The organism is Collinsella sp. An271, from assembly GCF_002159695.1.
Classification (GTDB): Bacteria; Actinomycetota; Coriobacteriia; order Coriobacteriales; family Coriobacteriaceae; genus Collinsella; species Collinsella ihumii.
In genome coordinates this window covers 41226-61974 of record NZ_NFJE01000007.1, presented here as the reverse complement: position 1 = coordinate 61974, position 20749 = coordinate 41226, and the positions used below count along the sequence as shown (strand labels likewise).

19 protein-coding genes are annotated in these 20749 nt (G+C 64.0%); 11 read left to right on the top strand and 8 right to left on the bottom strand.

Annotated elements, in window-relative coordinates:
- Nucleotides 1-53: 53 nt before the first annotated feature.
- Nucleotides 54-440, top strand: coding sequence for a YxeA family protein (locus B5F74_RS12395; RefSeq protein WP_158095723.1), 387 nt, complete (start codon nucleotides 54-56; stop codon nucleotides 438-440).
- 225 nt (nucleotides 441-665) lie between these two features.
- Here the strand turns inward: B5F74_RS12395 and B5F74_RS12390 are convergent, their stop codons facing one another.
- The 5 genes from B5F74_RS12390 to B5F74_RS07490 form a co-directional block, all read right to left on the bottom strand.
- A complete protein-coding gene (locus B5F74_RS12390) occupies nucleotides 666-824 on the bottom strand; it encodes a hypothetical protein (RefSeq protein ID WP_158095722.1) in 159 nt (52 codons plus the stop codon).
- Nucleotides 825-1823: 999 nt separating this feature from the next.
- Nucleotides 1824-3473: a hypothetical protein gene (locus B5F74_RS07505; protein ID WP_143753826.1), complete on the bottom strand. Its 1650-nt coding sequence runs from the start codon at nucleotides 3471-3473 to the stop codon at nucleotides 1824-1826.
- 5 nt (nucleotides 3474-3478) lie between these two features.
- Nucleotides 3479-4237, bottom strand: a complete 759-nt coding sequence (locus B5F74_RS07500) for an ABC transporter ATP-binding protein (protein ID WP_087201329.1) — start codon at nucleotides 4235-4237, stop codon at nucleotides 3479-3481.
- 77 nt (nucleotides 4238-4314) lie between these two features.
- Nucleotides 4315-4488, bottom strand: a complete 174-nt coding sequence (locus B5F74_RS07495; protein ID WP_087201326.1) for an Arc family DNA binding domain-containing protein — start codon at nucleotides 4486-4488, stop codon at nucleotides 4315-4317.
- An 80-nt stretch (nucleotides 4489-4568) separates the two neighbouring features.
- Complete coding sequence (locus B5F74_RS07490; protein WP_087201324.1) at nucleotides 4569-5588, bottom strand: SPFH domain-containing protein; 1020 nt, start codon at nucleotides 5586-5588, stop codon at nucleotides 4569-4571.
- A gap of 274 nt (nucleotides 5589-5862) precedes the next feature.
- Here B5F74_RS07490 and B5F74_RS07485 point away from each other — a divergent pair, with 274 nt between their 5' ends.
- The 5 genes from B5F74_RS07485 (at nucleotide 5863) to pflA (ending at nucleotide 11203) form a co-directional block, all read left to right on the top strand.
- Nucleotides 5863-6246 (top strand): dihydroxyacetone kinase, encoded by a 384-nt coding sequence (locus B5F74_RS07485; RefSeq protein ID WP_079989059.1) that lies wholly within the window; start codon nucleotides 5863-5865, stop codon nucleotides 6244-6246.
- A 569-nt stretch (nucleotides 6247-6815) separates the two neighbouring features.
- On the top strand, nucleotides 6816-8897 hold the full coding sequence (gene pflB, locus B5F74_RS07480) for a formate C-acetyltransferase (protein WP_087201322.1): 2082 nt from the start codon (nucleotides 6816-6818) through the stop codon (nucleotides 8895-8897).
- Between the two features lie 30 nt (nucleotides 8898-8927).
- Nucleotides 8928-9179: an autonomous glycyl radical cofactor GrcA3 gene (grcA3, locus tag B5F74_RS07475; protein ID WP_066830022.1), complete on the top strand. Its 252-nt coding sequence runs from the start codon at nucleotides 8928-8930 to the stop codon at nucleotides 9177-9179.
- A gap of 173 nt (nucleotides 9180-9352) precedes the next feature.
- A complete protein-coding gene (locus B5F74_RS07470; protein WP_087201319.1) occupies nucleotides 9353-10405 on the top strand; it encodes a Gfo/Idh/MocA family oxidoreductase in 1053 nt (350 codons plus the stop codon).
- A 30-nt stretch (nucleotides 10406-10435) separates the two neighbouring features.
- Nucleotides 10436-11203 (top strand): pyruvate formate-lyase-activating protein, encoded by a 768-nt coding sequence (pflA, locus tag B5F74_RS07465; protein ID WP_087201317.1) that lies wholly within the window; start codon nucleotides 10436-10438, stop codon nucleotides 11201-11203.
- Between the two features lie 115 nt (nucleotides 11204-11318).
- Here pflA and moaC read toward each other — a convergent pair whose 3' ends face one another.
- Together moaC and moaA are read right to left on the bottom strand one after the other, a co-directional pair.
- Nucleotides 11319-12698 carry a cyclic pyranopterin monophosphate synthase MoaC gene (moaC, locus tag B5F74_RS07460; protein ID WP_239283413.1) on the bottom strand — a complete coding sequence of 460 codons (1380 nt, stop codon included), beginning with the start codon at nucleotides 12696-12698 and terminating at the stop codon, nucleotides 11319-11321.
- Between the two features lie 2 nt (nucleotides 12699-12700).
- Nucleotides 12701-13777 (bottom strand): GTP 3',8-cyclase MoaA, encoded by a 1077-nt coding sequence (moaA, locus tag B5F74_RS07455; protein WP_239283412.1) that lies wholly within the window; start codon nucleotides 13775-13777, stop codon nucleotides 12701-12703.
- A 108-nt stretch (nucleotides 13778-13885) separates the two neighbouring features.
- On the opposite strand from moaA, the gene B5F74_RS07450 reads away from it, so the two are divergent.
- Complete coding sequence (locus tag B5F74_RS07450) at nucleotides 13886-14368, top strand: S-ribosylhomocysteine lyase (protein WP_087201312.1); 483 nt, start codon at nucleotides 13886-13888, stop codon at nucleotides 14366-14368.
- 122 nt (nucleotides 14369-14490) lie between these two features.
- Here the strand turns inward: B5F74_RS07450 and B5F74_RS07445 are convergent, their stop codons facing one another.
- Nucleotides 14491-15357: a MurR/RpiR family transcriptional regulator gene (locus tag B5F74_RS07445; RefSeq protein ID WP_087201310.1), complete on the bottom strand. Its 867-nt coding sequence runs from the start codon at nucleotides 15355-15357 to the stop codon at nucleotides 14491-14493.
- Between the two features lie 341 nt (nucleotides 15358-15698).
- On the opposite strand from B5F74_RS07445, the gene B5F74_RS07440 reads away from it, so the two are divergent.
- The 4 genes from B5F74_RS07440 (at nucleotide 15699) to B5F74_RS07425 (ending at nucleotide 20562) form a co-directional block, all read left to right on the top strand.
- The gene (locus B5F74_RS07440) at nucleotides 15699-17126 is read left to right on the top strand and encodes a 6-phospho-beta-glucosidase (protein WP_087201308.1); all 1428 of its coding nucleotides are present in this window, start codon (nucleotides 15699-15701) and stop codon (nucleotides 17124-17126) included.
- A gap of 408 nt (nucleotides 17127-17534) precedes the next feature.
- On the top strand, nucleotides 17535-18980 hold the full coding sequence (locus B5F74_RS07435; RefSeq protein ID WP_087201306.1) for a glycoside hydrolase family 1 protein: 1446 nt from the start codon (nucleotides 17535-17537) through the stop codon (nucleotides 18978-18980).
- Nucleotides 18981-19139: 159 nt separating this feature from the next.
- Nucleotides 19140-19955, top strand: a complete 816-nt coding sequence (locus tag B5F74_RS07430; protein WP_239283411.1) for an HAD hydrolase family protein — start codon at nucleotides 19140-19142, stop codon at nucleotides 19953-19955.
- Nucleotides 19956-20025: 70 nt separating this feature from the next.
- Nucleotides 20026-20562 (top strand): PTS glucose transporter subunit IIA, encoded by a 537-nt coding sequence (locus B5F74_RS07425; RefSeq protein WP_087201303.1) that lies wholly within the window; start codon nucleotides 20026-20028, stop codon nucleotides 20560-20562.
- The last annotated feature ends 187 nt before the right edge of the window (nucleotides 20563-20749 follow it).

Sequence of the window (20749 nt, the reverse complement as noted above, 5' to 3'; positions counted from 1 at the left end):
CGGTGGCCTGCCAGGGGCATTCAGGGCGTCGGAAGATATGTGAGAGGATATCGATGAAACGCGTGATTGCGGTTGTGGCTGTGGCCATCTGCCTGCTGCTTGGCGGCGCGGGGTTTGCCGTATCGAAGCTGGGCGAGCAGTTCGGGAATCAGTTCGGTGATGTCGCGCTGTCGGCACCGCTGACGGGCGGCGTGTACTATACGAAGATCGACAACGGCTGCGTGGTGCGCGACGATGCCGATCCCGATATGCCGTACCGCTACGAGCTTACGGCGTATGCGGAGGACGGGTCGCAGACGACCACGGTGTTTCATACGAGCCGTGAGCTGCGCGACGGCGCGTACCTGCGCCTCGACGCGGCATTTCTGCGCGGCATGATCTCCTGGGAAGAGGTGCAGACGGACGAGCTGCCTGCCGCCGTTCTTGACCGGCTGCAGTAGATTGGAGTGCAAATGTGGGGACGTACCTTCCGCGTGCATTTTGCACGCGGAAGGTACGTCCCCACATTTGCACTCGCGCAAGGGGCTTGGGCTTTTCGGCCCAGATTGCCCAGGGTTGCGCTACTCACTAGAAACCAGGAAGAGCCTAAAAACACAACGAGCTAGAAAAAACGCCCGCCGGCGCTCATGCCGACGGGCGTTTTCGGTACCTGGGTTGAAAGCTCTTTAGCAGGCCAGACGACCGAACTCAGAGGAGGTCTTGGGGGAGACGTGAGCGGTGTGGCCAAGGTAAGGGGTGTTGGAGACGCCGGGAACGTTGATCTCGTTGGAGAAGAGGTTGACGATAGCCTTGGCGGTGGACTGGAGCAGATTGATGGCGGCCATAGTTCTTCCTTTCATACCGCGTGTTATGGTTGCGTGCGCGCCGTTTACAGTGGGATTCAGCGCGCTCGCCGATTTGCCGATGGCAAGTGTAGTCGGTCGATTTTTGCCTTTCAAGGGTGTTTGGAAACGATTCTGAAATGATTCAAGATTCGTACATAAACCGCAGGTCAGAGGCGCATTTTGCCTGCATTCGCTCCAGTGCGGGATAGCGATGGAGTGCGTCGTTTTGCTTTCTGGACGCGCCAGCGGGGCAGTTTTGCCGCCTATGATCACAATTCCTTCACACATGTGTGCTACTGCGAAACACGGCAGGCGCCCCACACATAACAGCGCCCCGCGCGAGCAATCGCGCGGGGCGCTGCGCCCGTTGGTAGACCGAGTCGTGCTATCAGCGAGCAGATAGATTGAAGAGGGCCTAGATGGATGCTGCGTATGGACGCATAGGCCACGTCTCGGAAGGGGTACGCACGCTCTTGGCGGAGCTTCCCGCCTTCTTCGCTGCTTCCAGAAACGCCTCGTATGAACGCTTAAGGTTGAGTCGCTGGTCCTTAGAGCGCTTGGGGCGTGTGGTCGCTGCCTTGCTCTGAGCGGTGGTTTCCACGGTCTTCACGAGGTGAGGGTCCTCTTTTCTCTCGGGTGCGGCGCGCATGCAATCATCTCCTGTTCAGCGTTGCCGGCGCTTAAATCCTTAAGCAATCCGACGGTCGGTTACGTGCGCCAATAGAAATGTACCTCAGGGTGAGGACAATAATCTGAAGAACCGATTAAGGTTGATTTCGTGCCGCGAACGGTCCCTTTTCGGGTGGGGGCGGTCAAGGTTGTGGATGATTCGAGGATACAGTGTCTACCTGCGGAAACTCATACATTCCCGCAGGTAGACAGGGGTGTTCGGAGGGCTCTTTTCCCGGCGTGGGCGCCTTGGCGGGATGTGTCCGTTTTGAGGCGGCCGGGCGCCGAGCCCGCCCTGATGGCAGGTCCTGCGCCCGGGTGCCGGGGATTCTACACGATATAGAGCCTGGCGGTACGGGCCGTGCGCATGAAGAGCAGCTGTCCCAGAATCGCGGCCACGACGCCGACGCCGATCGCCGTCGCGTGCGCCGCCGCAATCGAGGCCATGTCGGGAATCAGCGCCACGCAGAGCGCTCCGAACCCGAATTCGCAGACCATTCCCCCGATCACGCTCACCGTGATGGGCATGCTGCGCTTCACGATCTCGTTGGCCGAGGTCCATGAGAAGTTGGGGCGGGCGGCGTCGATGGCGATACCCACGTTGGCCCACAGGTGGAACAAACCCAGGCTCACGATGAGCAGCTCGATTGCGATAAGGGGCTCGATCTGCCCGGAGACAAGCAGGATGACCGTGCTCAGCACCAGCGAGCACCCCACCGGAATGAGGTTGGAGGCGAGCTTGGACCAAAGGATTGTGCGCACCGAAAGCGGCGCGCTCGCCATGATCCATGCGCAGCGCCCCTCGAGCGAGACGGAGATGGTGGAGCTGGCACCCGTGGAGGCGCAGAAGGCGAAGACCCACGGAATCACGAGGTAGATGCGGTTCCCCATGTGGGCGAGCGTGTCTTGGTCTATTCCGTCGATGGCGCCGGACATCAGGATGCCGCGCAGGCCCATGACCGACAGGACGATCGCGATGGCGACCATGAGCAGGTAGCCGAACAGACAGTTGAACGCATAGGAGGGAATGCCGAGCAGCGTGCGGAACTCTTTCACGACGATCGCCGTGAACGGCGTACGGCGTGCCCCGACGGCCGCGCGCCCGCGCGCCCGGCGCCTTCTGCCGGCCAGCATGCCGTTGATGCGCAGGTAGAAGCGCTGCATGACCTCGACGCACGCTGCGGTGACGCCGATCGACGCCGTAGCGAACAGGGCAAAGGAGAGCACGTCGTGGCTTGCGATGCCGGCGGCTGCCCAGGCGGCGGGAGGGTAGGCGCTCGTGATGGCCGATTCCAGCACGGTGGCAACCTGCAGCGTGGCCGCGACGGTCGCCTCGTGGTCGACACCGGCGGTAAACGAGAAGCCGTAGGCGCCCATCACGAACGCGAGCATGGCCAGAAGGGCGAGCGTGATGTAGACGATGCCGGCATGACGGAAGCGCGCCGCAAGCGCGGTGACGGCGAAGGCGGCGAACGTGGCGAGCGCCGTGGGCGCCAGCGGGGCAAGGACGACGCTGAGCGCAGCCAGGACGATGGAGACGGCATTCGCCCCCGTCATGACGAGGTAGACCGCGTACATGGGAACCATGAAGATGGCCGCCACGGCGATAGCGCTGCCGAACAGCGTCGCCATGCGGGCGATCACGACGGTGCGCCGTGGGACGGGAAGCGACATGATGAGGTCGTAATCGCGCGTGCCGAACAGCGTGCCGCGCGCCTTCATGAAGGTGAAGAACACGCCCGCGAGCGATCCTGCGGCCACGGCGAAGGGCGGGATGACGTTCGCCATCCCCGAAACGGCGAGACCGATGGCCATGAGCGCCGTGTAGCCGGCGAATACGGTCACGAGCAGCAGGGCGAGCAGCGCGACGAACACGAGCCTGCGCGCACGGGCGGCGCGGGGCATGCCCTGGGCATTCGGGGCGAACGAGTTGAGCAGGCCGAGGACCTGCACATGCATCAGGGTAAGCATATCGCGCATGGCGATCACGCCTCCTTCTCGACGAGCTCGAGGAAGACGTCTTCGAGCGAGGAATCGCCGCGCACCTGTTCGGTGGTGCCGCTTGTCAGCAGCTCTCCGCCGCGGATGATGGCGACCTTGTTGCAGAGCTTCTCGACCACCTCGAGCACGTGCGACGAGAAGAACACCGCGCCGCCGCGTGCAGCGAGCTCGTGCAGAATCGCCTTGAGCTCGTGGGAGGCCACGGGATCGAGGCCCACGAAGGGCTCGTCGAGCACAAGCAGGCGCGGTTCGTGGATGAGCGCGCCGATGAGCACGAGCTTCTGGCGCATGCCGTGCGAGTAGGTGCCCACCGTGTCGCCGAGCGCGTCGGTGAGCTCGAGGCGCTCGGCAAGCTCGCCGATGCGACGGGTGCGCTCGTCGTCGGGGACGCGGAAGATGTCGGCCATGAAGGTCAGGTACTGCATGCCGGTCATGAACTCGTAGACGTCGGGGTTGTCGGGCACGTAGGCCAGCGCGCTTTTTGCCTGCAGGGGCTTGCGGACCACGTCGTGCCCGCAGATGCGGATGCGGCCGCCGTCGATGGCCTGCGCGCCCACGATGGAGCGGATGAGGGTGGTCTTGCCCGCGCCGTTGTGGCCGATAAAGCCGTAGATATCGCCCGCTTCGACGCCGAGCGAGAGGTCGCGGACCGCGACGGTGTCCCCGTAGCGCTTTTGGAAATGCTCCACGCTGAGGACGGGAAGCGAACTAGGGGTAGGGGTGGTCAGAGCAGAGCCGTTCATGTCTGCCTCCAAAAGGTTCGATGAGGTTGTCGGTGAGAGATGGGGTGCGTGATTTTTTAGGGACAGTCCCTAAAAAATCACTCGGTGCGGTCGCGGTCCTTGGGTTTGGGGAGGCGGCCGTAGCGCTTGAGCGCATCGCGCAGGATCCATTCCACCTGGCTGTTGGCGCTGCGCATCTCGTCGTCGGCCCAGCGCTGGACTGCCTCCCAGATCGCGGGGTCGATGCGGAGCGGGTATTGCTTGCGTGCCATGGTGGTCACCTGCTCGGTGGTGGGTGGTTGCGGGACGGGGCCGATCGATTCGGTCCCGTCCCGATGCGTGTCAAACTGGATTAGTAGATCGAGCTCGTGTTGAGAACCGGGTGCGCTTCGGACTCGCCGCAGAGCACGACCATGAGGTTCGAGGCCATCTGGGCCTTGCGCTCCTCGTCGAGCTCGATGGTGCCGCCGTCGGCAAGCTCCTTTACGGCCATGTCGACCATGGACACCGCGCCCTCGACGATCTTCTTGCGGGCGGCGATGACGGCTTCGGCCTGCTGGCGGCGCAGCATCGCCTGGGCGATCTCGGGTGCGTAGGCGAGGTGCGTCAGGCGCGCGTCGTCCACGGTCACGCCGGCAGGGGAGAGCCGCTGCGTGAGCTCGCGCTTGAGCGCCTCCGAGACCTCTTCGATATTGCTGCGCAGCGTGATGGCATTCGTGTCGTCGGAGTTGTCCTCCAGATGGTCGTAGGCGTACACGCTCGCCACGTGGCGCAGTGCGGTCTCGGCCTGCGTGGCCACGAACTGCTCGTAGTTGTCAACATCGAACAGGGCTTTGGCGGTGTCCTCGACGTGCCACACCACGACGTTGGCGATCTCGATGGGGTTGCCCATCTTGTCGTTGACCTTCAAGATCTCGCCGTTCAAGGTGCGTGCGCGCACGCTCACCTTGGTCGAGATCGCCTTTGCGCCCACGTTCGCCTTGGCGTTTTTCAGACCGCCCTCGGCGTCGAGCTCGACGCGGAGGCCGCTATCGGATCCTCCCATGGAACGGCTGTAGAAGGGGTTCGCCCAATGGAAGCCCTCGCTGCGCACGGTGCCCTTGTAGTCGCCGAACAGGATGCAGACGCGCGCCTGCCCGGGCTGCAGGGTGAAGAAGCCCGCGACGGGGAAGATCCAGATCACCACGGAAAGCACGATGGCGAGAACGAGTCCCGCGATGGAGAGGGGCGACACCGGCACCCCTGCGCTGTCGCAGGCGGCCATATCGCTGATCGACAAGACGTACAGCGCGACGATCAGAGCGAACAAGACGATGGTGATGACAAGCATGCTCCAGCCGGACTTGGCCTGCATCTGCTTTTCCACGCTCATGGTAGTTCCTTTCGAACCGTGCATCCGCGTTTGCGTGACAGCCCGGATGCTGCCCTGGATTGCCTCGGGGAAGGGCAGACCCCGACGAGCGCCTCGATCGGTCTCGTTGATTGCATTGTGATATCACATTGGTATCCAGTCAAGTACCGTCTGCCGATTCGGCGAACGGCCGGTGCGGGCTGGCCCGGCAAAACGGACCGTTCCTCCTGCCCTTGATACGTTTGGGGGAATAATTTGGGTACTATGGCTACATAAGATTGAATCAGCAGGGGGAATGATGGTAGGAGTTGTGCTGGTCTCGCACTCAAGAGCGCTGGTCGAGGCTCTGCGGGACTATACCAAGATGATCGCGCCCCAAGCTGCCGTTGCGGTGGCGGGGGGCATGTCCGACGGTTCGTTCGGCACGAGCTACGTGTCGGTGTTTCAGGCGATCGACGAGGTGAACGGGCCGGATGGGGCGATCGTGCTCGTCGATATGGGCGCTGCCGCCATGGTGGTTAAGATGGTCCTGGCCGATATGAACGACGAGGGTGTCCGCATGGTCGACTGCCCGTTTGTGGAGGGGGCCGTCGAGGCGACCGTTCAGGCACAGTCCGGCATCGAGCGCGACGTGATCGTCGAGTCGCTGAAGTCCCTCTCCAATCTGCGCAAGTTCTGAGTGCGGTGCGCCTGGCGTGCGCATGGATGCTGGGGCTTCTGCGGGGTGAAATGCCGGAAAGCCCGACATTTCACCCCGATATTAATATTAGGCAGCGTATACACAGCATAAAAATACATTGCCATTCTGAAAAAGGGACTTATGGGTACATACATCGCAGCCCTTCGAGTATCCCTCTGTAATAAACATATAAAATATGAAGTCTTATAACGAATATATGCTTCATTCTGGGTGCTACTCAGCGAGTCGGAGAACTTGTACCCAAAAGTCCCTTTTTCGTTTTGATGGGCGGGAGCATCCCCCCGCAGCGTCGCCGCACGCGCCCTCTCCGCGTGTTTCTTGTGTGAGCAGAAAGTAAACACTTTCTAACATATCTATCTTGACCAGCATATGTTATCTTCGTCTAACATCCGGTGAGTAGAAAAATGGCACTAGCTGAATAACATATTCGCCAGGGGGTACAAGCTCGCAATGAGATGCGCCCGAACAGACATTTTGGCTGCTCACCGGCGTTACATTCATATGCGCGCGCAATCGCGCGCACGACCGCGAGGAGCGTGGTTGAACCAATGGAAGCATGGGAAGATTTTGCAGGAGGTATCTGGCAGAGCGAGGTGGATGTCCGCGACTTCATCCAGCGGAACTACACGCCCTATGAGGGAGACGACTCCTTCCTGGCCGGACCGACCGAACGCACGAAGACGCTGTGGGGCACGGTGCTCGGTCTGCTCGAGGAGGAGCGCGCAAAAGGAGGCGCGCTCGATATCGAGACCAAGGTCGTGACGGGCATCACGGCATATCCTGCCGGCTACATCGACGCCGAGCACCCCGAGCTCGAGACCATCGTGGGCCTGCAGACCGACCGCCCGCTCAAGCGCGCGCTGCACGTCAACGGCGGCATTCGTATCGCCTGCCAGGCGGCCGAGCAGCACGGCTACGAGATCGATCCGGAGATCGTCGACATCTACACGAACAAGCGCAAGACGCACAACCAGGGCGTCTTCGACGTCTACAAGCCCGAGATGCGGGCTTGCCGTTCCGCGCACATCATCACCGGCCTGCCCGATGGATACGGTCGCGGCCGCATCATCGGCGACTACCGCCGTGTGGCGCTCTACGGCCTGGATTTCCTCATTCGCGACAAAGAGGCCCAGAAGGCTGCGACGCCCCACACCATGACCGAGGCGGTGATTCGCGACCGCGAGGAGCTTGCTGAGCAGATTCGCGCCCTGCACCAGCTTAAAAAGCTCGGCGAGATCTACGGCTTCGACATCTCGCGTCCGGCCCAGAACACGCAAGAGGCCATCCAGTGGATGTATTTGGCGTACCTCGCCGCGGTCAAGGACCAAAACGGTGCCGCCATGTCCATCGGCCGCACCTCGACGTTCATCGATATCTACGCCGAGCGCGACCTGCGCCGCGGCACCTTCACCGAGGAGCAGATCCAGGAGTTCGTCGACCACTTCATCATGAAGCTGCGTATGGTCAAGTTCGCGCGCACGCCGGAGTACCAGAACCTGTTCTCGGGCGATCCGCAGTGGGTGACCGAGTCCATCGGCGGCATGGGCGTGGACGGGCGCACGCTCGTCACCAAGATGAGCTTCCGCTACCTGCATACGCTGGAGAACATGGGTACGAGCCCCGAACCCAACCTGACGGTGCTGTGGTCCACGCGCCTGCCCCAGAAGTTCAAGGAGTTCTGCGCCAAGACCTCAATCGCGAGCTCGTCGATCCAGTACGAGAACGACGACGTGATGCGCGTCTACCACGGCGATGACTACGCCATCGCCTGCTGCGTGAGCTCCATGCGCGTAGGCAAGGAGATGCAGTTCTTCGGTGCGCGCGCGAATCTGGCGAAGTGCCTGCTCTACGCGCTGAACGGCGGCATCGACGAGGTGTCCAAAAAGCAGGTCGGCCCCAAGTACCGCCCCGTCGAGGGCGACACGCTCGACTACGACGACGTGATCGCCAAGTACAAGGACATGATGCGCTGGCTCGCCGGCGTGTACGTGAACACACTGAACATCATCCACTACATGCACGACAAGTACTGCTACGAGGCGATCCAGATGGCGCTGCACGACCACCATGTGCACCGGTGGTTCGCCACGGGCATCGCGGGCCTTTCGGTCGTGGCCGATTCGCTGTCCGCCATCAAGTACGCCAAGGTCCATCCGGTGCGCGACGAGGACGGCGTCATCGTCGACTTTGAGATCGAGGGCGACTTCCCCAAGTACGGCAACGACGACGACCGCGTGGACCGGATCGCGCACGACGTCGTGCACGAGTTCATGGAGTTCGTGCGCCGCAACGAGACGTATCGCAACTCCGTGCCGACCACGTCGGTGCTCACCATCACGTCGAACGTGGTCTATGGCAAGAAGACCGGCGCGACGCCCGACGGCCGCAAGGCGGGCGTGCCGTTTGCGCCCGGCGCAAACCCCATGCACCGTCGCGACAGCCACGGCGCCATCGCCAGCTTGGCGAGTGTGGCGAAGCTGCCGTTCCGCGACGCGCAGGACGGCATCTCCAACACGTTTTCCATCATCCCCGGCGCGCTCGGCAAGGAGGACCAGGTGTTCTTCGGCGACATCGACCTGGGGGAGATCGAGTTCGAGAACCCCGTTGCGTCCTGCGACGCGTGCAACTAAAGCATCTGCCGATATTAGGAGGTATTTCACATGAAGGTTTCCGATGTGGCTCAGGCTCAGGCCGACAATCTGGTGAACATGATCGACGCGTATGCCGAGAAGGGCGGCCACCATCTGAACGTCAACGTGTTCAATCGTGACACCCTGCTCGACGCGCAGGCCCATCCCGAGAAGTACCCGCAGCTCACCGTGCGCGTGTCGGGCTATGCGGTGAACTTCCACAACCTGACGCGCGAGCAGCAGGACGAGGTCATCGCGCGCACGTTCCACGAGAGCATGTAGCGCGCCGTCCGCCATGCCGGGGGCACCGTGCCAGGCGGTGCCCCCGGTCCGGCTTTTGAGCCGTGCGGCAGCGAGCTTCGATATGCGGGATCTGCGACTCGACGTGCGCGATATCGGCTGTATGCTCGGTATGATAGATACGGTGTGTTGAGGCTTGGCAGAAAGGAAGCGCCATGAACGAGCTCGCGTTTGCGGTTGTGGGGACCAGTACGATTGCCGACAGCATGGTGGACATGATCCATCAGTGCTCCCGCGCCCGGTACCGCGGCAGCATGTCGCGCGACGCCGCTCGTGCCGCCTCCACCACCGAGCGCCTGGGTGGCACGACCCCGTACACCTCGATCGAAGAGGTGTGCCGCGACGCCGCGGTCGACGCGGTGTACATCGCAAGCCCGAACGCCCTCCATGTCGACCAGGCGCTCGCGTGCATTCGCGCCGGCAAGCACGTGCTGGTGGAGAAGCCCCTGGCGCCGAATGAGCGCCTGGCGCGCCTCGTGTTCGACGAGGCCGCGGCGCACGGCGTGGTTGCGTTGGAGGCGATGCGCTCGGTGCACGATCCCGCCTACGAGACGCTGCGCGCCGCCGTGGAGCGTATCGGCCGGGTCCGCCGCGCCAGCCTGCGCTTTGGCAAATACTCCTCCCGCTACGATGAGGTTCTCGCCGGCAGGCAGACGAACATCTTCGACGCGCGCATGGCGAGCGGATCGCTGATGGACATCGGCGTGTACTGCGTTGCCGCCATGGTGCATCTGTTCGGCGCGCCGGAGGACATCAGCTGCACGCCGGTGCTCATCGCCGATGCGGAGAACGAGGCGACCGGAGGGGTCATCGATGGCGCGGGAACCATCCTCGCGCGCTATCCCGACAAGGTCGTGGAGCTGTCGTACTCCAAGATCTCCCAGGACCTGCTGCCGTGCCAGATCGAAGGCGAGCTGGGAACCGTCACCTACGGCGGCGTCTCGGTGCCCTCCCGCGCATCGGTGCGCCTGCGCGGTCAGGCCGTGCGGGGCGCCTGGACGGCCGAGGCCCAAAGCACGGGCGACGAGACCGAAGACCTCGCTCTCGCCGCGTGCGACAACAACATGTGCTATGAGCTCGACGACTTCTGCGCCTGCGTGGCAGGGGAGATGGATGCCGCACGGTATCGCGACATCACGCTTGCCTCGCTGGCCATCATGGATGAGGCGCGCCGCCAGGCGGGCATCGTGTTCCCCGCGGATCGATGACGGCGGGCCCATCTCATTGGTAGGTGGATTATGGAATCAAGCTATACCCTAGGACGCATTCATTCGATTGAGACTATGGGGACCGTCGACGGTCCGGGGATCCGCTTCGTGGTGTTCACGCAGGGGTGCCCCATGCGCTGTCTGTTCTGCCACAACCCGGATACGTGGAAGACGGGTGCCGGTGCCGGGACGCTCATGTCGGTCGAGCAGATCGTTGACGAGTTCGAGAGCAACCGCGCGTTTTACCGCAACGGCGGCATCACCGTCTCGGGCGGCGAGCCGCTGCTGCAGCCCGAGTTTTTGGCCGACCTGTTCGGCGCCATGCACGCCCGTCCCGCCGGACGCGTGCACACCTGCCTCGATACCTGCGGTTATGCATTCGATCCCGACCGCCCCGAGCTCACGGCCCGCGCGCTCGATGAGACCGACCTGGTGCTGCTCGACATCAAACATGCCGATCCTGCCGGCCACCGTGCCCTCACCGGGCGGGACCCCGGCCGCATCCTGGCGTTCGGCGACGAGCTGGCGCGTCGAGGTATCAAGACCGTCATCCGCCATGTCGTGGTGCCCGGATACACCGACACGGTCGAGGAATGCGAGGCGCTCGGACGCCTGATTGCCCCGTGGCGCAACGTCGTCGGGCTCGAGATGCTGCCCTATCACACCATGGGCGTGGCCAAGTACGAGCAGCTGGGTATCGCCTACCCGCTCGCCGGCGTGGAGCCCATGGACAAGGCGCGCGTGCCCGAGCTGCGCGAAGCGGTGCTGCGCGGCATGCGCGAAGCGCGCCACCGATAACGGCGCTTTGAATGGGTTGATTGGGGACGGGTTCGTTCCAACCCATGGGGGGGTGCAGCGCGCCGTCAATGGGTTGGAACGAACCCGTCCCCAATCAACCCATCCTGCCAAGAAGCTACCTGCCGAGCCGCCTGAGGATGAAGTTCACCAGCGCGGCTGCATCGTTGATGCTGATGAACGGCGGCAGCTCGCGAACCGCATCGGCCTGCTCCGCCTCGCGCGCCGCCCGTGCGCGGAAGTTGCGCTCCACGACATCGTTGCAGGCGATGGCCAGCGTGTTCTCGTCGATGAGGTCATAGGACGTGTCGCCCCGCAGCCGGTCGACGCCCGAGCGCGTCACCACGATATTGGGGAGGCCGGCCGTCTTGTATCCCTCGACGATCACGATGTCCACGTCGGTATAGTGGGTGAGCAGGTCACCCACCGGCACCTCGTTCTCGGTGTAGGCGTATTCGGCGTATTGGCCGGGCGCGACCAGGCCCACATGGCGGCTGCCCGCCTGCGCGTGGCGCCAGGAGTCCTTTCCCGGCTGGTCGATATCGAACCCTTTGTGTCCGTGGTGCTTGATGGACCCGACGCGCAGCCCGCGCTGCGTGAGCCGCTTGATGATCTTTTCCACCAGCGTGGTCTTGCCGGAATTCTGGTATCCGATGAACGCGATGGCGGGAGCCGCGGCTTTTGCGCCGGGGCCGCCCGGCAGGGGAGAGGCGGGTTCCGGCTCCACGGGATCGGCCGTCTCGGCGCTGTCGGGCACCGCGTCCGTCGCGGGTGCCGTATCCGTCGCGGGTGCCACGGCAGACGCGTCGGCCTGCTCGGCGCGCTCCCAGACGCCCGACCTGCCGCCTTCCTTATGCAGCAGGCGCACGTCGACGATCTCCATGCCGCGGTCGACTGCCTTGCACATGTCGTAGATCGTCAGGCAGGCGACCGAGGTCGCGGTCAGCGCCTCCATCTCGATACCCGTGACGCCGGTGACGCCCAGCGTGGAGGTCACGCGAAAGCCGACGCGTCCGTCGGCTCGCGCGCCGTCGCCCTGGGCGGGAATGGGCTCGATATCCACCTTGCTTTTGGTGATCATGAGCGGATGGCACATGGGGATGAGGTCGCTCGTGCGTTTGGAGGCCATGATGCCGGCCACGCGCGCGCAGGCGAGCACGTCGCCCTTCTTCGCACGGTCCTCGAGGACCATGGTCTGCGTCTCCGGGTGCATGAGGATGGACCCTTCGGCGACGGCGAGGCGCTGCGTGACCGCCTTGTCGGACACGTCGACCATGCGCACGTCGCCCTTCTCGTCAACATGGGTGAGCGTATCGCGATACGCGTCGCGCGCCGGGGAGGCTGCGGCGTCGGTGTTGCCGGCATCCTGGTGCCCGTCTGCCGTCGGGGCGTCCGGTGCGCCTTGCTGGCCGGGTCCGTCTGTCTCCACGACGGCAGTGGGGTATTTCTCGCCGGTCGCCCGCTTGATCATGGGCTTTTTCGTCGATCTTTTGGTCATGGTCAGCCTCCGATCTGCGACATGAAGCGTGCCGTGCCGTCTGTCGTCTTGTGTTCTTGCGGCTTGTGCGCGATGGCGTCGCGATAGATTGTCAGGACCTGCTCGTCATCACCGGCGCGCAGCGCGTCGCGCACCGGGTACTCGTCATCCGAAAACAGGCAGGGGCGCAGCTTGCCGTCGGCGGTGAGGCGCAGGCGGTTGCAGCGCGAGCAGAAATGGTTGGACATGGCCGAGATGAAGCCCACGGTGCCCCGAGCGCCCGCAAAGCGCCAGTATTGCGCGGGTCCTGCGCCCGACGGGCCGTTTTGGTCCGCGGGCACGAGCGCGCCCAGCCCGGCGCGCTCGCCGGCAGCGGAGATCTGCGCGCGCAGCTCGTCGGAGGGCACGATGTCGCTTTCGTCCCACGCCTCGGGATGGAGCTCGGGAGCCGTGCCGGATACGCCCGGAGGGCAATGCGGCTCGTTTTTGCACGCGCCGATCGTCTCCTCGTTGCCGATGGGCATGTACTCGATAAACCGAACGTGCACGGGGCGTTCGACGGAAAGGCGGGCAAGGCCGAAGACATCCTGCTCAAGGCGGCGCACCACGACGGTGTTCACCTTGACGGGGTCGAACCCGTGCGCGAGGGCGGCGTCGATGCCCGCCAAGGCCTGCTCGAGACGACCCAGGCGCGTGATGCGCGCGAACTGGTCGGCATCGAGCGTGTCGAGCGAGATGTTGACGCGGTCGAGACCGGCCGCGCGCAGGTCGGACGCCATGCGGGGCAGCAGCGCGCCGTTGGTCGTCAGCGAGATGTCCTCGATGGTCGGGATGGCGCGTATGGACCGGATGAGCGGCACGATGCGGTGGGACACGAGCGGCTCGCCGCCGGTCAGGCGGATGCGCCGGATGCCCTCGCCGGCCACGAGCTCCACGAAGCGGGCGATCTCTTCCGCCGTGAGCAGCTCGGCGTGGTCGCGGGCGGGAACGCCGTTTTCCGGCATGCAGTACACGCAGCGGTAATTGCACTTGTCCGTGACGGAAATGCGCAGGTAGCTGATGCTGCGGCCAAAGCTATCGTGAAGATCGTGGGTCGTCACGGGTTCACCTTTCGGGCGGACGATGGTTCATGCAAGAGGATAACACCGCCGGCGGCGGCCGTGGTAAGCTGGGCTGCATGAGAATCGCGCCGTCGATTGGGAGGACCCATGGACAAGATTGCCAGCTTCACCGTCAACCATCTGGTGCTGAAGCCGGGTGTGTACGTGTCGCGCGTCGACCGGGACCCGCAGACGGGAGGCGCGGTGACCACGTTCGACCTGCGCCTGACCGAGCCCAACCGCGAACCGGTCATGAACACCGCGGAATGCCATACGATCGAGCACCTCGGCGCCACGTTTCTGCGCAACCATCCGGAATGGGCGCCGCGCGTGGTGTACTTCGGTCCCATGGGGTGCCGAACGGGCTTTTACCTCGTGGTGTTCGGCGAGGTGAGCTCCGAGGAGATTTTGCCGCTCGTGCGCGAGCTGTTCGCGTTCGTTCGCAACTTTACGGGCGAGATTCCCGGTGCCCGCCCTGAGGAGTGCGGCAACTACCTGGACCAGAATCTGCCCATGGCGCGCTGGCTCGCCGAGCGCTACCTGGCACGCGACCTCGCGAATGCAGACGAGACGCGGCTGCATTACCAGTAAGGAGCTAACCCGGCCGCGGCGCATATCGGGGCGATGCACATGGGGGGACGTACCTTTCCCGTGCATGAATGCACGGGAAAGGTACGTCCCCCCATGTGCGTCGCCCCGATATGCGCTGTGCGCTATGGCGCCAGCAGCGGTCGCGGCAGGTGCGTGTAGGGCAGCGACCGCTTGAGGAAGTCCGCGCTCTCGTCGTAATGCGCGGCGAAGATGCAGCTGAAGAGCGCATCGAGCACGAACTGCACCGAGATGTGGCTCGCGAACTGCGTGATGCGCTCCTGCAGGTTCTCGCGGTCGCCCACCAGCAGGTACACCGCGAAGCCGGGATGGCGTCGCTTGGCCGCCGGCGTCCCGATGTATACGACGGGCGTCTGCTGCTTCGCGAGGATGCTCAAGCGCGACTCCAGGTCCGGCGAGAGCCCGGAATACGAGATGACCACGGCGGCGTCGTGCTCGTCGGAGGCGAGCGCGTGGCGGAACTGCTCCTCGATGCTTTCGGGGCAAAACGCTTCGCGGCCGATGGACAGCAGGCGGTCGCAGAACATCCGCGCGGGGTAGAGATTGTGCGATTGCGTGTAGATGCCGATGCGTGCAGCCGCCCCCAGCAGCTCGGCGGCGCGCCGCAGCTCGCTCACGTCGAGGACGTCGCAGGTGTCGCGCATGGTCGCGGTGTACAGCGAGCGCATCTGCGGCACGATGCGCTCCGGACGCTCTCCCGGACCGAAGGGGAAGTTGAAGTCCACGTCCGACGCGTCGGCCTCGCGCGCCGCGACCGACCGAGCGACTTCCACCTTCAGCTCCTTGAAGCCCTCGAGCCCGATCTTTTTGCAGAAGCGGTGCACGCTGGCGATCGACACGTTCGCCGCGCGCGCGAACTCCTTGATGGAGACCGACTGCAGCCGGTCGCCCATGGCAAGTACCGCCTGGGCCATCTGCTGCTCCACGGGGGTCAGGTTGCGTGCCTTGCGGATACGGTGTTCGAGCATCATGTCCTCATGCCCTTTCCAAGAGGTGTCAAGAAGTATCATACGCCCATCTGGCCTGCATTCTTAGGATGAAAAGAAGTTTCCGTCTCGGCGAGTTGCCTTGTGGATGCCCACCGGTGCGGGCATACTCGAGCCAGCGAGAGAGATGCCGTCCGCAGGCGCGCCTGCGGGGCCGCAAGGCGATTCGGACCCGGGCGAACGCGGGGCGGATGCGGCTTCGCGGGAGACGCGGAGCGTATGCAAAGCGGAGCGGGCGGCACCTCTCTTCGACGCGGGCACGGTGCGCCGCGTCGGCAGATGGCTCGAATGAGCCGGTCATCGAGATCGAGAAGAAAGGACGATCCATGGGCTTTCCGGACGGGTTTCTGTGGGGCGGCGCGACCGCTGCCAACCAGTGCGAGGGCGCGTACAACGAGGGCGGCCGCGGCCTGGCCAACGTCGACGTGATCCCGCACGGCGAGGCGCGCTGGGCCGTCATGGCCGGCGAGCGCAAGATGCTCGATTTCGAGGACGGCTTCTACTATCCCGCGCAGCAGGCCATCGACATGTACCACCACTACAAGGAGGACATCGCCCTGTTCGCCGAGATGGGCTTCAAGACCTATCGTTTGTCCATCGGCTGGAGCCGCATCTTCCCGAACGGCGACGAGACCGAGCCCAACGAGGAGGGCCTGGTCTTCTACGAGGATCTGTTCCGCGAGTGCAAGAAGCACGGCATCGAGCCGCTCGTGACCATCACGCACTTCGACTGCCCCATCCACCTCATCAAAGAGTACGGCGGCTGGCGCAACCGCAAGCTCATCGACTTCTACAAGAACCTCGTGACGGTGCTTTTCACCCGCTACAAGGGCCTGGTGAAGTACTGGCTCACCTTCAACGAGATCAACATGATCCTACACCTGCCGTTCATGGGCGCGGGCCTGGTGTTCGAGGAGGGCGAGGACCGCGAGGCCGTGGAGTACCAGGCCGCGCACAACGAGCTCGTGGCGAGCGCCTGGGCCACCAAGATCGCGCACGAGATCGACCCGGACATGATGATCGGCTGCATGTTGGCCGCCGGCAGCTACTACCCCTATAGCTGCGACCCCGCCGACGTGCGCGATGCGCAGATTAAGAACCAGGAGAACTACTTCTTCGTGGACGTGCAGAGCCGCGGCTACTACCCGGCCTACGCCAAGAAGTTCCTGGAGCGCCGCGGCATCGACGTCGGGATGACCGCCGAGGACGAGAAGGTCATGGCCGAGAACATCGTGGACTTCATCTCGTTCAGCTACTACTCCACCCGCTGCACCGCCGCCAACCCGCCCGAGGGCGGCGAGGGCCAGGGCAACGTCTTCAAGGGCGTGGAGAACCCGTACCTGGCCAAGAGCCAGTGGGGCTGGGCCATCGACCCGCTGGGCTTCCGCATCACCATCAACGACCTGTACGACCGCTACCAGAAGCCGCTGTTCGTGGTGGAGAACGGCCTGGGCGCGAAGGACGAGGTCAATGCGGACGGCACCATCGACGACGACTACCGCATCGACTACCTGCGTCAGCACATCGAGGCCATGCGCGACGCCATCACCGAGGACGGCGTCGAGATGCTCGGCTACACCACCTGGGGCCCCATCGACCTGGTGAGCGCCAGCACCGGCGAGATGTCCAAGCGCTACGGCTTTATCTACGTCGATCGTGACGATGCCGGTAACGGCACCCTCGCGCGCAGCCGCAAGAAGAGCTTCGACTGGTACAAGAAGGTCATCGCTTCGAATGGCGAGGACCTGGCCTAAAGGTTAACGAACCTGATCGGTTCCCCGTAGCACCCGACCTTCGCCTTCAATCGTCGCTCGCCGCACACAAGGCGTGCTCGCTCCTCTTTCAGGCGAATCTCGGGCACTACGGGGAACCGTCTCCGTTGTCGTTTCTCAACCCGACCGGCCGGACTGAGGTGCCGCACCTTGCCGTTCAAGCCTTCGGGCGCCGCACGCTAGGCGTGCGCCCTCGGCTTTCGCGGCAATCTGCGGCACCTCAGCCGGCCGTTTCCTTTGTTGTCCTCTCTGGGGACGGGGGTGCCAGAGGACATTTTGTCCTCTTTTGGGACAGGCCTGTGAAACGCAGCAGACAGACCGTTCCGTCCCAGGCGAGGTGCCTATAAAACGACGCAAAGGTTTCTCTAGAAAGGATATTGCACATGGCAGTTGTGTTCCCTAAGGGCTTTTTTCTGGGGCGGCGCCACCGCTGCCAACCAGTTCGAGGGCGCGTGGAACGTGGACGGCCGCGGTCCGTCTGTTGACGACCACTTCTTGGGCGGCAGCTACGAGAAGCCACGCGAGATCACGATCGACATCGACCCCGACAAGTTCTACCCCAACCACGACGGCATCGACTTCTACCATCGCTATGCCGAGGATATCGCGCTGTTCGCCGAGATGGGCTTCACCATGTTCCGCATGTCCATCTCCTGGAGCCGCATCTTCCCGACCGGCATGGAGGACGAACCCAACGAGGCCGGCCTCGCCTTCTACGACAAGGTCTTCGACGAGTGCAAGAAGCACGGCATCGAGCCGCTCGTGACGCTGTCGCACTACGAGATGCCCTACGCGCTCGTCGAGAAGTACAACGGCTGGGAGAGCCGCGAGCTCATCGACCTGTTCGTGAAGTACTGCGCCGCCGTATTCGAGCGCTACCGGGACAAGGTGACCCACTGGCTCACCTTCAACGAGATCAACTGCGGCACCTCCGACATGGGTAACCTGTTCGAGACCAGCATGATCCGCGGTTTCGAGGGCCCCGCGTCCGAGGCCAAGACCACCGCTCAGCAGCGCTTCCAGGCCCTGCATCACCAGTTCGTGGCGTCCGGCCGCGTGGTGCGCCTCGCGCACGAGAGGTACCCGCAGTTCAAGATGGGCAACATGGACTGCTTCATCCTGAGCTACCCGGCGACGTGCGACCCGGCGGACATCTGGGCCTGCGAGCTCGAGATGCGTCAGATGAACTGGTACTGCTCCGACGTGCAGGTGCGCGGCTACTACCCGTCCTACGCCCGCCGCTACTGGCGCGAGAACGGCATCGAGCTCAACATCGCCGAGGGCGACATGGACGACATCGCCGCCGGCAAGGTCGACTTCTACACCTTCAGCTACTACATGTCCAACATCGTGGGCACCCACGATGTGGAGCAGACGCAGGGCAACATGACCTTCGGCGGCAAGAACCCCTACCTCGAGAGCACCGAGTGGGGCTGGCAGATCGACCCGACCGGCCTGCGCTACGCGCTGGACGCCATCTACGACCGCTACCAGATCCCGCTGATGGTCGTGGAGAACGGCATGGGCGCGCGCGACGAGGTCGCCGAGGAGGGCGGCGAGAGGCGCGTCCACGACGGCTACCGCATCGAGTACCTGAAGAAGCACGTCCGCGCCATGGGCGAGGCCGTCGACGACGGCGTCGACCTCATCGGCTACACCTGGTGGGGCCCCATCGACCTCGTCTCGGCCGGCACCGGCGAGATGCGCAAGCGCTACGGCTTCATCTACGTCGACAAGCACGACGACGGCACCGGCACCTACGAGCGCATCCGCAAGGACAGCTTCTACGCCTACCAGAAGATCATCGAGAGCAACGGCGCGGAAGGCCTTGAGTAGGCTTTCCTGACGACCGGCATCCTGTAGCGCCCCACTTTGTCCTCTCTGGGGACGGGGGTCGTAGGGGACATTCTGTCCTTTCCTGGGACAGGCCTCGAACGGCGGGATAGCGTCAAACGTTACTTCCGCGGCGGCCAACCTGTCCCAGATGGCGCCAAAGTGGCGCGTGGCACCCCCCCCGTCCCCAGAGACGCCACCCGCGGCGCCACTCGGAGGCGCCCCATCCGCACGGCGCGCGCCAACGGCCACAAGGTCCTCATGTGCACCGGTCGCAGCAAAGCCGAGAACCCGCCGGAGCTCACCGAGATCGGCTTCGACGGCATGATTGGCGGCAACGGCAGCTACGTCGAGGTCAACGACCAGATTGTCATGCACGTCCACATCGACGCCGACCAGTGCCGCCACATTGTGGACTGGTGCCACGCACGCGGCCTCGAGTTTTACCTCGAGTCCAACAACGGCCTGTTCGCCAGCGAAAACTTCCGCGCGGCGGCGCGCCCGGTCCTGCAGCTCTACATGGGCCGTAAGGGCGTGGAAAACGCCGGCCAGCTCGAGACCGATGACGTCATGCACGGCGTGATTTACGGCGGCGAGCTCTATCGCGACGACGTGAACAAGGTGAGCTTCATCCTCTCCAGCTATCAGGACTACCTCGACGCGGTGCGCGATTTTCCCGATATGAAGGTGGGTACCTGGGGAGGTGCCGGAGAGACCGCCCTGTTCGGCGACATGGGCGTGAAGGATATCGACAAGGCGCGCGCCGTTCGCGTGGCCGTCGAGGCCCTGGGTGCCGACATGGCCGACACCGTCGCCATGGGGGACGCGAAGGTCGACATCCCCATGTTCGAAGCATGCGCCACGAGCGTGTGCATGGGCAGCGGCGGCGAGGAGGCCCGCGCCGCGGCCGACTTCGTGACCACTCGGGTGGATGATGACGGCCTTTGGAACGCTTTTTCGCATCTGCATCTAATTTAGTTGTGTAAAGTATGGCAATGTGGAACGTCGCGTGAGACCACGCATCTCGTAAGGAAAAGGAGTGATCCACATGGGCCTGTTCGATATGTTCAAGAAGAAGCCCGAGGCCCCGGCTGCCCCTGCGGCACCTGCCACCGTCTCCGCCGAGGAGGCGGCCGACGTGCTGTGCGCACCGGTCGTCGGCCGCGTCATCAAGATGACCGATGTGCCCGATCCCGTGTTCGCGGGCGAGGTCGTGGGCAAGGGCTGTGCCATCTGGCCCGATGAGGAGATCGTCTACGCGCCCATCTCCGGCACGGTGACCGTCACCATGGGCCATGCTATCGGCATCACGGGTGCCGACGGCATCGAGGCGCTCGTCCACATCGGCGTCGATACCGTCGACATGAACGGCAAGGGCTTCACCGGCTATGTCAAGCAGGGCGACACCGTCAAGGCCGGGCAGCCCGTCATCAAGATGACGAAGGCCGACATCGCCGAGGCGGGGCACCCGGATTGCGTCGTGCTCGCCGTGTCCAACACCGCGGAGTTCGCCGACGTCCAGCTTACCGCCGAGCCCGAGTCGACCGTTTCGGCCGGCGCCGCCGTCGTGAAGGTCGTTCGCTAGGGAAACGCTGGTCAAGACATTTCGTCCCGGATCATTTCGCGCCGGTCGCCTCGCGGTACCGCTCGGATTGACGGTACGCATATGGCACGCCGCCTCGCCGAGAGTACGCCATAGTCACGCTTTTCGCCCGAAAACGTGACTATGGCGTACCGTCGATGAGGCGGCGTGACTACAGCGTACCGTCAAT

Coding starts and splice junctions, on each gene's coding strand:
- B5F74_RS12395 (WP_158095723.1), top strand. CDS start 54: ATGAAACGCGTGATTGCGGTTGTGGCTGTGGCCATCTGCCTGCTGCTT.
- moaC (WP_239283413.1), bottom strand. CDS start 12,698: ATGACCAAAAGATCGACGAAAAAGCCCATGATCAAGCGGGCGACCGGC.
- pflA (WP_087201317.1), top strand. CDS start 10,436: ATGGAATCAAGCTATACCCTAGGACGCATTCATTCGATTGAGACTATG.
- B5F74_RS07490 (WP_087201324.1), bottom strand. CDS start 5,588: ATGAGCGTGGAAAAGCAGATGCAGGCCAAGTCCGGCTGGAGCATGCTT.
- B5F74_RS07470 (WP_087201319.1), top strand. CDS start 9,353: ATGAACGAGCTCGCGTTTGCGGTTGTGGGGACCAGTACGATTGCCGAC.
- B5F74_RS07440 (WP_087201308.1), top strand. CDS start 15,699: ATGGGCTTTCCGGACGGGTTTCTGTGGGGCGGCGCGACCGCTGCCAAC.
- B5F74_RS07495 (WP_087201326.1), bottom strand. CDS start 4,488: ATGGCACGCAAGCAATACCCGCTCCGCATCGACCCCGCGATCTGGGAG.
- B5F74_RS07500 (WP_087201329.1), bottom strand. CDS start 4,237: ATGAACGGCTCTGCTCTGACCACCCCTACCCCTAGTTCGCTTCCCGTC.
- B5F74_RS07425 (WP_087201303.1), top strand. CDS start 20,026: ATGGGCCTGTTCGATATGTTCAAGAAGAAGCCCGAGGCCCCGGCTGCC.
- B5F74_RS07505 (WP_143753826.1), bottom strand. CDS start 3,473: ATGCGCGATATGCTTACCCTGATGCATGTGCAGGTCCTCGGCCTGCTC.
- B5F74_RS07485 (WP_079989059.1), top strand. CDS start 5,863: ATGATGGTAGGAGTTGTGCTGGTCTCGCACTCAAGAGCGCTGGTCGAG.
- B5F74_RS07445 (WP_087201310.1), bottom strand. CDS start 15,357: ATGATGCTCGAACACCGTATCCGCAAGGCACGCAACCTGACCCCCGTG.
- B5F74_RS07450 (WP_087201312.1), top strand. CDS start 13,886: ATGGACAAGATTGCCAGCTTCACCGTCAACCATCTGGTGCTGAAGCCG.
- B5F74_RS12390 (WP_158095722.1), bottom strand. CDS start 824: ATGGCCGCCATCAATCTGCTCCAGTCCACCGCCAAGGCTATCGTCAAC.
- pflB (WP_087201322.1), top strand. CDS start 6,816: ATGGAAGCATGGGAAGATTTTGCAGGAGGTATCTGGCAGAGCGAGGTG.
- grcA3 (WP_066830022.1), top strand. CDS start 8,928: ATGAAGGTTTCCGATGTGGCTCAGGCTCAGGCCGACAATCTGGTGAAC.